The organism is Streptomyces sp. NPDC127197 (genome assembly GCF_042672405.1).
Lineage (GTDB): Bacteria > Actinomycetota > Actinomycetes > Streptomycetales > Streptomycetaceae > Streptomyces > Streptomyces flavusporus.
Window position 1 is genome coordinate 293,990 of the sequence record NZ_JBHXVG010000002.1, and the last position, 12,306, is coordinate 306,295.

Annotated in this window: 11 protein-coding genes; 6 read left to right on the top strand and 5 right to left on the bottom strand. The window is 71.1% G+C overall.

What is annotated here, in order from left to right:
- Positions 1–69: 69 nt before the first annotated feature.
- Positions 70–1,518 (bottom strand): NAD(P)H-quinone dehydrogenase, encoded by a 1,449-nt coding sequence (locus ACFVJQ_RS04020; protein ID WP_385780725.1) that lies wholly within the window; start codon positions 1,516–1,518, stop codon positions 70–72.
- A 105-nt stretch (positions 1,519–1,623) separates the two neighbouring features.
- Here ACFVJQ_RS04020 and ACFVJQ_RS04025 point away from each other — a divergent pair, with 105 nt between their 5' ends.
- From ACFVJQ_RS04025 to ACFVJQ_RS04035, 3 genes are all read left to right on the top strand, one after another.
- Positions 1,624–2,061, top strand: coding sequence for a gamma-glutamylcyclotransferase (locus ACFVJQ_RS04025; RefSeq protein ID WP_385780729.1), 438 nt, complete (start codon positions 1,624–1,626; stop codon positions 2,059–2,061).
- Positions 2,062–2,175: 114 nt separating this feature from the next.
- On the top strand, positions 2,176–3,000 hold the full coding sequence (locus tag ACFVJQ_RS04030) for a purine-nucleoside phosphorylase (RefSeq protein ID WP_385780732.1): 825 nt from the start codon (positions 2,176–2,178) through the stop codon (positions 2,998–3,000).
- Positions 3,001–3,059: 59 nt separating this feature from the next.
- Positions 3,060–4,691, top strand: coding sequence for a phospho-sugar mutase (locus ACFVJQ_RS04035; RefSeq protein ID WP_385780735.1), 1,632 nt, complete (start codon positions 3,060–3,062; stop codon positions 4,689–4,691).
- A 46-nt stretch (positions 4,692–4,737) separates the two neighbouring features.
- On the opposite strand, the gene ACFVJQ_RS04040 is transcribed toward ACFVJQ_RS04035, so the two are convergent.
- Genes ACFVJQ_RS04040 through deoC form a run of 3 tightly spaced genes read right to left on the bottom strand, consistent with a single transcriptional unit; the run spans position 4,738 to position 8,007 of the window.
- Positions 4,738–5,622 (bottom strand): aldehyde dehydrogenase family protein, encoded by an 885-nt coding sequence (locus ACFVJQ_RS04040; protein WP_385780738.1) that lies wholly within the window; start codon positions 5,620–5,622, stop codon positions 4,738–4,740.
- Positions 5,615–7,051, bottom strand: coding sequence for an aldehyde dehydrogenase family protein (locus tag ACFVJQ_RS04045; protein WP_224734971.1), 1,437 nt, complete (start codon positions 7,049–7,051; stop codon positions 5,615–5,617). The genes ACFVJQ_RS04040 and ACFVJQ_RS04045 overlap by 8 nt, the downstream gene beginning before the upstream one ends.
- A 5-nt stretch (positions 7,052–7,056) precedes the next feature.
- Positions 7,057–8,007 (bottom strand): deoxyribose-phosphate aldolase, encoded by a 951-nt coding sequence (deoC, locus tag ACFVJQ_RS04050; RefSeq protein ID WP_129802082.1) that lies wholly within the window; start codon positions 8,005–8,007, stop codon positions 7,057–7,059.
- 116 nt (positions 8,008–8,123) lie between these two features.
- Between deoC and ACFVJQ_RS04055 the strand changes: the two genes are divergently transcribed.
- Positions 8,124–8,798, top strand: coding sequence for a PH domain-containing protein (locus ACFVJQ_RS04055; RefSeq protein WP_385517760.1), 675 nt, complete (start codon positions 8,124–8,126; stop codon positions 8,796–8,798).
- Positions 8,799–9,731: 933 nt separating this feature from the next.
- Positions 9,732–10,433 carry a uridine kinase gene (locus ACFVJQ_RS04060; protein ID WP_385780741.1) on the top strand — a complete coding sequence of 234 codons (702 nt, stop codon included), beginning with the start codon at positions 9,732–9,734 and terminating at the stop codon, positions 10,431–10,433.
- Positions 10,434–10,581: 148 nt separating this feature from the next.
- On the opposite strand, the gene ACFVJQ_RS04065 is transcribed toward ACFVJQ_RS04060, so the two are convergent.
- Positions 10,582–11,352: a SigE family RNA polymerase sigma factor gene (locus tag ACFVJQ_RS04065; RefSeq protein WP_385517765.1), complete on the bottom strand. Its 771-nt coding sequence runs from the start codon at positions 11,350–11,352 to the stop codon at positions 10,582–10,584.
- A 262-nt stretch (positions 11,353–11,614) separates the two neighbouring features.
- On the opposite strand from ACFVJQ_RS04065, the gene afsQ1 reads away from it, so the two are divergent.
- Positions 11,615–12,292, top strand: coding sequence for a two-component system response regulator AfsQ1 (afsQ1, locus tag ACFVJQ_RS04070; RefSeq protein ID WP_073940367.1), 678 nt, complete (start codon positions 11,615–11,617; stop codon positions 12,290–12,292).
- Positions 12,293–12,306 lie beyond the last annotated feature (14 nt).

Genomic DNA, 12,306 nt, shown 5'->3' on the forward strand with positions numbered 1-12,306 from the left:
ACTCCCGTTGCCTATGCCGTCCGCATGGTCGGCAACTCCCCGTGACCAGCGGGGAGTCGGTTTCGGCCGTCAGCTCTCGGCGGTCGCCTTGCGGGTGTGGAGCTGCCGGGCCACCTCGGCGATCGACCCCGAAAGGGAGGGGTACACGGTGAACGCGTTCGCGATCTGTTCGACCGTCAGATTGTTGTCGACGGCGATCGAGATGGGGTGGATCAGTTCCGAGGCGCGCGGCGACACGACCACACCGCCGACCACGATCCCGGTCCCCGGGCGGCAGAAGATCTTGACGAAGCCGTCCCGGATGCCCTGCATCTTGGCGCGCGGGTTGCGCAGCAGCGGCAGCTTCACGACCCGGGCGTCGATGATGCCGCCGTCCACGTCGGCCTGGGTGTAGCCGACGGTGGCGATCTCGGGGTCGGTGAAGACGTTCGACGAGACCGTCTTGAGGTTGAGCGGGGCCACCGTCTCGCCGAGGAAGTGGTACATGGCGATACGGCCCTGCATGGCGGCGACGGATGCGAGGGCGAAGACGCCGGTGACGTCGCCGGCCGCGTACACGCCCGGAGCGGTCGTCCGGGAGACCTTGTCGGTCCAGATGTGCCCGGAGTCGCGCAGCTTGACGCCCGCCTCCTCCAGACCCATGCCCGCGGAGTTGGGGACGGCGCCGACGGCCATCAGACAGTGCGAGCCGGAGATGACCCGCCCGTCGGCGAGGGTGACCTCGACCTGGTCGCCGACCCGCTTGGCGGCGGCGGCGCGGGAGCGGGCCATGACGTTCATGCCGCGGCGCCGGAAGACGTCCTCCAGCACGCCGGCCGCGTCCGGGTCCTCGCCGGGCAGCACGCGGTCGCGGGAGGAGACGAGGGTGACCTTGGAGCCGAGGGCCTGGTAGGCGCCGGCGAACTCGGCGCCGGTGACACCGGAGCCGACCACGATGAGCTCCTCGGGGAGCTCGTCGAGGTCGTAGACCTGGGTCCAGTTGAGGATGCGCTCACCGTCCGGCCTGGCGTCGGGCAGCTCGCGCGGGTGACCGCCGGTGGCGATGAGGACGGCGTCGGCGGTGAGGGTCTCCTCGGTGCCGTCGGCGGCGCGCACGACGACCTTGCGCGAACCGTCGAGGGCCTGCATGCCCTCCAGCCGGCCGCGGCCGCGCAGCACCCGGGCACCCGCCCGGGTGACGGAGGCGGTGATGTCGTGGGACTGGGCGAGCGCGAGCCGCTTGACCCGTCGGTTGACCTTGCCGAGGTCGACGCCGATGATGCGGGCGGCCACCTCCTCGGGCGGGGTGTCGTCCGCGACGATGATCCCCAGCTCCTCGTAGGAGGAGTCGAAGGTGGTCATCACCTCGGCCGTGGCGATGAGGGTCTTGGACGGCACGCAGTCGGTCAGCACCGACGCTCCGCCCAGACCGTCGCAGTCGACGACGGTCACCTCCGCGCCGAGTTGTGCGGCGACCAGCGCCGCTTCGTATCCGCCGGGTCCGCCACCGATGATCACGATCCGAGTCACGTACTCCATTGTCCCGCACCCTTCAACGTGCGACCGCCCCGGGGCCCACTCCGGCCACCACAGGTACCCCAGGGACGGAAGTGACACGCGAGCCGACTGCCGTACGCTCGACCCATGTCCCTCCACGCCGCGTACGCCGCCCATCTCGACGCGCGGCTGATGTCGCGCCGCGCCCCGCACTCGCCGATGCGGGCCACGGGATGGCTGAACGACTGGCGGCTGACGTTCGGCGGCGAGCACATGGGGTGGGAGGGGGCGCTGGCGACCGTCGTCGAGTCGCCCGGCTCCCAGGTCTTCGTGGCGCTGTACGACATCGCACCGATGGACGAGGAGTCACTCGACCGGTGGGTCGGCGTCGGCCTCGAGGTCTACCGCCGGATGCGGATCCGCGTGCACACCCTCGACGGCGAGGAGACGGCCTGGGCGTACGTCCTGAACGCCTACGAGGGCGGCCTGCCGTCGGCCCGCTACCTGGGCGAGATCGCGGATGCGGCGGAGTCGGCCGGGGCGCCGCACGACTACGTGATGGAGCTGCGCAAGAGGCCCTGCTGAGCGCTCGCCACCCCTCCGCGCGACCGCTTTCGTCGGAAACGACAAGACAACGATCGCCATCCCGTGACCTCCGTCATCTACGCGCGTAGGCCGAGACCGGCTACCCTCGTGCGCGTGAACGCATCTCTTCTTCCGGACGACATCCAGGGCGACCCGTACGCCGCCGCCGACGCCGCCGCCGCGCGCCTGCGCGAACTCACCGGCGCCGAGTCCCACGACGTCGCCCTCGTGATGGGCTCCGGCTGGGCTCCGGCCGTGGACGCGCTCGGCGCTCCCGACGCCGAGTTCCCGGTCACCGAGCTGCCCGGATTCCCGCCGCCGGCCGTCGCGGGCCACGGCGGCAAGATCCGCACGTACCGGATCGGCGACAAGCGTGCCCTGGTCTTCCTCGGCCGCACCCACTACTACGAGGGCCGCGGCGTCGCCGCCGTGGCGCACGGCGTGCGCACCGCCGTCGCCGCCGGCTGCAAGACCGTCGTGCTCACCAACGGCTGCGGCGGCCTGCGCGAGGGCATGCGGCCGGGCCAGCCGGTCCTGATCAGCGACCACATCAACCTCACCGCCACGTCCCCGATCGTCGGCGCGAACTTCGTCGACCTCACCGACCTGTACTCCCCGCGGCTGCGCGCCCTGTGCAAGGAGATCGACCCCACCCTGGAGGAGGGCGTCTACGCGCAGTTCCCCGGCCCGCACTACGAGACGCCGGCCGAGATCCGCATGGCCCGCGCCATCGGCGCGGACCTGGTGGGCATGTCGACGGTCCTCGAGGCCATCGCCGCGCGCGAGGCGGGCGCCGAGGTGCTGGGCATCTCCCTGGTGACCAACCTCGCGGCGGGCATGACCGGCGAGCCGCTGAACCACGAGGAGGTTCTGCAGGCGGGCCGGGACTCGGCGGCGCGGATGGGCGCCCTGCTGGGTCAGGTGCTCGACCGGCTGTAGGTCACCGCCGGCAGGTGACCGGAGCACACCGTACGAACACAACGAGAGGTTGACCCGACGTGCACGACGATCTCCTCGCACGGGCCCAGGCGTGGCTGGCCGAGGACCCCGACGCGGACACCCGTGCGGAACTCGCCGCGCTGATCGACGCCAAGGACGTCACCGAGCTGGCGGCGCGCTTCGGCGGGACGCTGCAGTTCGGCACGGCGGGTCTGCGGGGCGAGCTCGGTGCCGGGCCGATGCGGATGAACCGGACCGTCGTCATCCGTGCCGCCGCAGGCCTCGCCGCCTACCTGAAGAAGCAGGGCCACACCGCCGGCCTCGTCGTCATCGGCTACGACGCCCGGCACAAGTCGGAGGACTTCGCCCGGGACACCGCCGCCGTGATGACCGGCGCCGGTCTGCGCGCCGCCGTCCTGCCGCGGCCGCTGCCCACCCCCGTGCTGGCGTTCGCCATAAGGCACCTGGGCGCGGTCGCCGGGGTCGAGGTCACCGCCAGCCACAACCCGCCCCGCGACAACGGCTACAAGGTGTACCTCGGCGACGGCTCCCAGATCGTGCCACCCGCCGACACCGAGATCGCCGCCGAGATCGCCGCCGTACGGTCCCTGCACGACGTCCCCCGCCCCACCGCCGGCTGGGAGACCCTCGACGACGGCGTCCTGGACGCCTACCTGGCCCGCACGGACGCCGTCCTGGCCCCCGGCTCCCCCCGCACCGCCCGGACCGTCTACACGGCGATGCACGGCGTCGGCAAGGACACCCTCCTCGCCGCCTTCGCCCGCGCCGGCTTCCCGGAGCCCGTTCTCGTCGCCGAACAGGCCGACCCGGACCCGGACTTCCCCACCGTCGCCTTCCCCAACCCGGAAGAGCCCGGCGCGATGGATCTGGCCTTCGCGAAAGCCCGCGAGACGGAACCGGACCTGATCATCGCCAACGACCCGGACGCCGACCGCTGCGCAGCCGCGGTGAAGGACGGCGCCGACTGGCGCATGCTCCGCGGCGACGAGGTCGGCGCGCTGCTCGCCGCGCACCTCGTGAGCCGCGGCGTACAGGGCACCTTCGCCGAGTCGATCGTCTCCTCCTCCCTCCTCGGCCGGATCGCCGAGAAGGCGGGGCTCCCCTACGAGGAGACCCTCACCGGCTTCAAGTGGATCGCCCGCGTCGAGGGCCTGCGCTACGGCTACGAGGAGGCCCTCGGCTACTGCGTCGACCCCGACGGCGTACGCGACAAGGACGGCATCACCGCGGCCCTCCTCATCACGGAACTCGCCTCGCAGCTCAAGGCCGAGAACCGCACCCTCCTGGACCTCCTCGACGACCTCGCCGTGGAGCACGGCCTGCACGCCACCGACCAGCTCTCGGTCCGCGTGGAGGACCTGTCGGTCATCGCGAACGCCATGCGCCGCCTGCGCGAGCAGCCGCCCACCCACCTGGCGGGCCTGGCCATCACGAAGGCCGAGGACCTCACCCAGGGCACCGAGAAGCTCCCGCCCACGGACGGCCTGCGCTACGCGCTGGACGGCGCCCGCGTGATCGTCCGTCCGAGCGGCACGGAGCCGAAGCTGAAGTGCTACCTGGAGGTCGTGGTCCCGGTCGCCACGCACGTCGGCCTCCCGGCCGCCCGGGCGAAGGCGGCGGAGCTGCTGGCGGCGATCAAGCGGGACCTGTCGTCGGCGGCCGGTATCTGAAACGACGGCGGACCGGGGCCCTTGAGGGCCCCGGTCCGCCGTCGTTTCAGTAGGAGGAGCCGGACGCGCCCAGCGACCCTGTCGGGTGCCAGACCGTCTTGGTCTCCAGGAACGCCGTCATGCGGTCGATGCCTGGCGTCTCCGCGTAATCCACAGGCTGTGGACGAAGCACCCGCTTGAGATTGTCCGCGGCGGCGATCTCCAGTTCCTTCGCCAGGTCGGCGTCCGCTCCCGCGAGGTCGATCGCGTTGACGTCCTGGTGCGCGGCCAGCGGGGTCGCGATCTCCGCCGTACGGCCGGAGAGGACGTTCACGACGCCGCCGGGGAGGTCCGAGGTGGCCAAGACCTCGCCGAGGGAGAGCGCCGGGAGGGGCGACTTCTCGGAGGCGATCACGATCGCGGTGTTGCCGGTTGCGATCACCGGGGCCACCACGGAGACCAGGCCCAGGAAGGAGGACTCCTGGGGGGCCAGGACCGCGACCACGCCCGTCGGTTCCGGGGAGGAGAGGTTGAAGTAGGGCCCTGCGACCGGGTTCCCGCCACCCACCACCTGGGCGATCTTGTCCGTCCAGCCCGCGTACCAGACCCAGCGGTCGATCGCCGCGTCGACCTGCGCGGCCGCCTTGGACTTCGACAGTCCCTCGGCATCGGCGACCTCGCGCACGAACTGCTCGCGCCGGCCCTCCAGCATCTCGGCGATGCGGTAGAGGATCTGGCCGCGGTTGTAGGCCGTCGCCCCGGACCAGGCGCCGAACGCCTTGCGGGCGGCGACCACCGCGTCACGGGCGTCCTTGCGGGAGGACAGCGGAGCGTTGGCCAGCCAGTTGCCCTTGGAGTCGGTCACCTCGTACACCCGGCCGCTTTCGGAACGCGGGAACTTCCCGCCGACGTACAGCTTGTAGGTCTTGAACACACTGAGTCGCTCAGACATCGAGGTACGCCTCCAGGCCGTGGCGGCCGCCCTCGCGGCCGAAGCCCGACTCCTTGTAGCCGCCGAACGGCGAGGTCGGGTCGAACTTGTTGAACGTGTTGGACCACACGACACCCGCGCGGAGCTTGTTCGCGACCGCCAGGATGCGCGAGCCCTTCTCCGTCCAGATGCCCGCCGACAGTCCGTACGGGGTGTTGTTGGCCTTGGCGACCGCCTCGTCCGGGGTGCGGAACGTCAGCACCGACAGCACCGGGCCGAAGATCTCGTCCCGGGCGACGGTGTGCGCCTGGGTGACGTTCGTGAAGAGGGTCGGGGCGAACCAGTAGCCGCTCTCCGGCAGTTCACAGGCGGGGGACCAGCGCTCTGCGCCCTCCGCCTCGCCCTGCTCGGCGAGTGCGGTGATCCGGGCCAGCTGCTCGGCGGAGTTGATCGCGCCGATGTCCGTGTTCTTGTCCAGGGGGTCGCCCAGGCGGAGCGTCGACAGGCGGCGCTTCAGCGACTCCAGCAGCTCGTCCTGGATCGACTCCTGCACCAGGAGACGGCTGCCTGCGCAGCAGACCTGCCCCTGGTTGAAGAAGATGCCGTTCACGATGCCCTCGACGGCCTGGTCGATCGGGGCGTCGTCGAAGACGATGTTCGCGCCCTTGCCGCCCAGTTCGAGCGTGAGCTTCTTGTTCGTGCCCGCAACCGTACGGGCGATCTCCTTGCCGACCGCCGTGGAGCCGGTGAAGGCGACCTTGTCGACGTCCGGATGCGCGACGACCGCGGCGCCTGTGTCGCCGTAGCCGGGGAGGATGTTGACGACGCCCTTCGGCAGACCCGCCTGGCGGCAGATGTCCGCGAAGAACAGCGCGGAGAGCGGGGTCGTCTCCGCCGGCTTGAGGACGACCGTGTTGCCGGTCGCTAGCGCCGGGGCGATCTTCCAGGCCAGCATCAGCAGGGGAAAGTTCCAGGGGATGACCTGGCCCGCCACGCCCAGCGGCCTCGGCGACGGTCCGAAGCCGGCGTGGTCGAGCTTGTCGGCCCAGCCCGCGTAGTAGAAGAAGTGCGCCGCCACGAGGGGCAGGTCGGCGTCCCTCGTCTCCTTGATCGGCTTGCCGTTGTCCAGGGTTTCCAGGACCGCCAGCTCGCGGGCGCGCTCCTGGATGATGCGGGCGATACGGAACAGGTACTTGGCGCGCTCGGCACCGGGCAGCGCCGACCACTTCTCGAAGGCCTTCCGGGCGGCCTTCACCGCCCGGTCGACGTCCGCCTCGCCCGCCTGGGCGACCTCTGAGAGGACCTCCTCGGTCGAGGGGCTGATCGTCTTGAAGACCTTGCCGTCCGCCGCCTCGGTGAACTCACCGTCGACGAACAGGCCGTAGGAGGGCGCGATGTCGACGACGGACCGGGACTCGGGGGCCGGCGCGTACTCGAATACGGAAGCCATGATGATCAATCCACCGTCACGTAGTCGGGGCCGGAGTAGCGGCCGGTGGCCAGCTTCTGACGCTGCATCAGCAGGTCGTTCAGGAGCGAGGAGGCGCCGAAGCGGAACCAGTGGTTGTCCAGCCAGTCCTCGCCGACGGTCTCGTTGACCAGGACCAGGAACTTGATGGCGTCCTTGCTGGTGCGGATGCCACCGGCGGGCTTCACGCCGACCTGGACGCCGGTCTGCGCACGGAAGTCCCGTACGGCCTCCAGCATGAGGAGGGTGTTCGCCGGGGTCGCGTTCACCGCCACCTTGCCGGTCGACGTCTTGATGAAGTCGGCGCCCGCCAGCATGCCGAGCCAGCTGGCCCGGCGGATGTTGTCGTACGTCGACAGCTCACCCGTCTCGAAGATGACCTTCAGGCGGGCGCTCGCGCCACAGGCCTCCTTCACGGCGACGATCTCGTCGTACACCTTCATGTACCGGCCCGAGAGGAACGCCCCCCGGTCGATGACCATGTCGATCTCGTCGGCGCCCGCGGCCACGGCGTCGCGCACGTCCGCCAGCTTCACCGCGAGCGGGGCGCGGCCGGCCGGGAACGCGGTGGCGACCGAGGCGACCTTGACGGTGGAGCCGGCGACGGCCTCCTTGGCGTGGGGCACCATGTCGGGGTAGACGCAGACGGCCGCGGTCGCCGGGGTCGTACGGTCCGTCGGATCCGGGTGGACCGCCTTGGCGCCGAGCGCCCGGACCTTGCCCGGGGTGTCCGCGCCTTCCAGCGTCGTCAGGTCGACCATCGAGATGGCGAGGTCGATGGCGTACGCCTTGGCGGTCGTCTTGATGGAACGGGTGCCGAGCGAGGCGGCGCGCGCCTCCAGGCCGACCGCGTCGACGCCGGGCAGCCCGTGGAGGAAGCGGCGCAGCGTGCTGTCGGAGGCCGCCACGTCCGTGAGGGTGTGTGCAGAGGTGGGCATGGTCACCAGACGAGCATATCTACGCGCGTAGCGGCTGTACACCCCTCCTGCCCACCCCCTCCTGCAGGGACCCACCGCGCATGAGCGATGCCGACGGTGTCGTGCAGAATCGGGGCATGACGACCCCGGACCACCAGTCACCAGCGCCGCAGCCGCCCGGCCCCAAGAGCAGGGACCGTATCTACCGGTCGCCCATGGGCCTCGTCGGCGGCGTCCTGCTGCTCGCCCTCGCCGCCTGGCTCGGCATCGACGCGATCGTGGCGGGCGAGGGCCGGACACCCTGGCGGGCGCTCGCCGCGCTGCTCCTCGCGGTACCGCTGGTCGTCGCCTTCACCGTCCGCCCCGCCGTGTTCGCGGGTGAAGACCGACTGCGGGTGCGCAATCCGTTCCGCGTCATCGTGCTGCCCTGGGGCGAGGTCGCCTCGCTGCGGTCGGGATACACCAACGAGGTCGTCACCAAGGCCGGCACCAAGTACCAACTGTGGGCCGTCCCCGTCTCACTCCGCGCCCGGAAGCGCGCGGCACGCAAGGAGGCCCGACGCGAGGCGGAGCAGAGCGGCCGGGGCGGCGGCCGGAGTGTCGTCCGGGGCCTCGGGGACGGGGCCGCCATGCCGGACGGACCGGTCCGCGCCGAAAGCGACCAGATCATCCACGACCTGCGCCAGATACTGGAGGCCCGGGAGAAGGCAGCGACCGCACAGGGCGAGGTGACGGTCCGCTGGGCGTACGAGCTGGTGGCACCGGCAGTGGCGGGGGCGGCATTGCTGGTGATTCTGTCGGCGATGGGATAGCGGCTGCCGACGCTCGAGGTACGACTGCACGCGGCTTGCCCGCCCGGCCGGACACGACCAGGAGGGCCGACACGGACGGCGCACCCCTCCTGCCACATGAACCTCACCGATCACGTCTCCGTGAGCAATTGGCCGTTTTGGCTCACTCCCGTAGCCACCGACCAGGTTTTTCCACTCCCGAGGTGACCCAAAGCGGCCAATTACCGAAGCATGCCCCGCTCACCCCAACCCGCTGAACCGACCCGGCGCGCCCACCCCCTGCGCCCCCAAGCCACCCACCGCCCGCAACCCGCTGAACCGACCCGGCGTGCCCCGACCACCTGGCGCGCCCCAGCCACCCACCACCTGCAGGCCGCTGAACCGACCCGGTGTGCCCCCACCCCGCCGACGTGCGGCCGTCGTCCCCACCGGCCGCAAGCCGCCAACCCCACCCGGCGTGCATGCGAGGCGCGACCGCGCCCACCGCACCCCTCCCGCCCGCAAGCCGCTGAGCCGGCCCGGCGTCCCGCCACCCCGCTGCCGCGCCCGCAAACCCCGGCCCGCCCCGCAGCCGACGGAGGTGACCGCTTGCCTCGGCCACCCGCCTTCCGGGCCGCTCGCTCGCTTCTCACCCGTGCTGGAACGGACCGGGTCAAGGGGCGGCCGCAGGCCGATCGCCGTCAGGCGACGCGAAGCGCCCTTGACGCGGGCCGTGGAAGCACGACACTGACCAAGAAGCGAGCGGCCCGAGGGTCCCCGGAAACAGGCGGCCACTGAGACTGGCGTCGCTCGGCCCCGCGTTCGTCGCGCTCGCCCCGAGGGCCAGGCCGGCGGTTGCGAGAGCGACCAGGACGCGCCGGGCGGTCGGCCTCTGGGGAGTATCACGTCGGGCCAGCCCCGCCGCCGCCTTCTACCACCCTGGGTAATCGAATCGACACAAAGGGCGGTTGAGGTGTGACGCACGCATCAAAGGCGACCCGCGGGGTCGTTCGGGAGTCGGGCGATGCCCCACACTGGTGTCCCGTGAGTTCCCATCCACCCATACCCACCCGGGTCGTGCTGCTCTGCGGCCCGTCCGGCTCCGGCAAGTCCCTCCTCTCCGCCTGCTCCGGCCTGCCGGTGCTGCGGCTCGACGACTTCTACAAGGAGGGCACCGACCCGACGCTGCCCCTGGTGGCGGGGAGCTCCGACATCGACTGGGACCACCCCGAGTCGTGGGACGCGGACGCGGCCGTGGCCGCGATCGAGGAACTGTGCCGCACGGGCCGTACGAACGTCCCGGTGTACGACATCTCGCTCAGCGCCCGCACCGGTGAGGACACCGTCGACATCGGCCGGACCCCGCTGTTCATCGCAGAGGGCGTCTTCGCCGCCGAGATCGTGACGCACTGCCGGGAACTCGGGATCCTCGCCGACGCACTGTGCCTGAGCCGTGGTTCGGTGCGGACCTTCCGCCGGCGCTTCCTGCGCGACCTGAAGGAGGGACGCAAGTCGGTCCCCTTCCTGCTGCGGCGCGGCTGGCGTCTGATGCGCGCCGAGCGGTCCATCGTGGCCCGGCAGACCGCGCTGGGGGCGTACGCCTGCGACAAGGACGAGGCGATGGGCCGGCTGGCGGCCGCGGCGGCCGGCCGGTGCACGGCTCGTACGGCGGCCTGAAACTCACGCACCGGCAGCGACGCCCACACACAAAAGCGGGACTGGACGGACCCCCCGGCCCTCCAGTCCCGCTCCCCCTGGTGCTCCCCCGAGCCCCCTGGTGCTTCCCCCGTATCCCCCGTGATGTTCCCCCGTATCCCCCCGACCTTCAGGCAACAAGCTCCCCGAAGGCGTCCTCCTCGTCACGGCCGAAGCTGAGGACCTCGTCCTCGCGCAGCCGGCGGAGGGACCGCCAGATGCTGGACTTCACCGTGCCGACACTGATGTCGAGGATCTCCGCGATCTCCGGGTCGGTGCGGCCCTCGTAGTACCGGAGGACCAGCATCGTCCGCTGGAGTTCGGGCAGCCGGGCCAGCGCCTGCCACAGGACCGCGCGCAGCTCGGTGCCGCGCATCGCGTCCGTGTCGCCGGGCGTCTCCGGCAGTTCCTCGGTCGGGTACTCGTTCAGCTTGCGGCGCCGCCACGCGCTGATGTGCAGGTTGGTCATGGTGCGGCGGAGGTATCCGCCGACCGCTGCCTTGTCACTGATCCGGTCCCACGCCCTGTACGTCGAGAAGAGGGCGCTCTGCAGCAGGTCCTCGGCCTCGAAGCGGTCGCCGGTGAGGTGGTAGGCGGTTGCGTACAGGGAGGCGCGGCGCTCCTGGACGTAGGCGGTGAACTCCGCCTCCGACAGCGAGCGACGCCGCTCCCCCGATTCCTCCCCGTACGCGGCTCCCCCGTGTGTTTCCCCCGTGAAGCCGTCAACCACCGCCATGTAGGGCTGCAGCCCTTGCTGCGCATACGCGGTGTGCTGACGCCCGGCGCCGCGAGCGCACCCCCGCCCGCTCACGGCACCGGACTTCTCGGAACCCCGGTGCGTGCTCACGTCGTGCAGACGCGTGACCACTGCGCTGGTGCTGGTGCCGTGCAGCGTGTTCATCTCGCGCCCCCCGTCGTGGACTTGCCGGTGTTCGGCCCTGCTCCGTCTTGCTTCCGTGCTGTGTCCAAAAGCTTGCCCGGGGACCTTCATGGCCGTGTCCGCCGACTGTCACAGAGCTGTCACAGGGGCCGCTCGTATGCCGTTCGTACGAGACACACAGCACGGCGTACGAGCAGCAATGCATGGTCACTCAGAAGAGCCGTACGGCTACGCACTCGCCCGAGTGTCGAAACGCCACCCCACCATGGGCCAGAATGAGCCCGTGCCTTCCCTGTTGCTGATCGAGGACGACGACGCCATCCGTACGGCCCTGGAGCTCTCCCTGACGCGCCAGGGACACCGCGTGGCGACCGCTGCCAGCGGTGAGGACGGTCTGAAGCTGCTGCGTGAGCAGCGACCGGATCTGATCGTGCTGGATGTGATGCTGCCCGGCATCGACGGGTTCGAGGTGTGCCGGCGCATCCGGCGCACGGACCAGTTGCCGATCATTCTGCTGACCGCGCGCAGCGATGACATCGATGTGGTCGTCGGGCTGGAGTCCGGGGCCGACGACTATGTCGTCAAACCGGTGCAGGGCCGGGTGCTCGACGCGCGGATCCGGGCCGTGCTGCGGCGCGGCGAGCGGGAGTCGAACGACGCGGCGGCCTTCGGCAGCCTCGTCATCGACCGCGCGGCGATGACCGTCACGAAGAACGGCGAGGACCTCCAGCTGACGCCGACCGAGCTGCGGCTGCTGCTCGAACTGAGCCGGCGGCCCGGCCAGGCGCTGTCCCGGCAGCAGCTGTTGCGGCTGGTCTGGGAGCACGACTACCTCGGTGACTCCCGGCTCGTGGACGCCTGCGTCCAGCGGCTGCGCGCCAAGGTCGAGGACGTGCCGTCGTCCCCGACGCTGATCCGTACCGTGCGGGGTGTCGGCTACCGGCTGGATCCGCCTCAGTGACCGAAGCGCAAGGG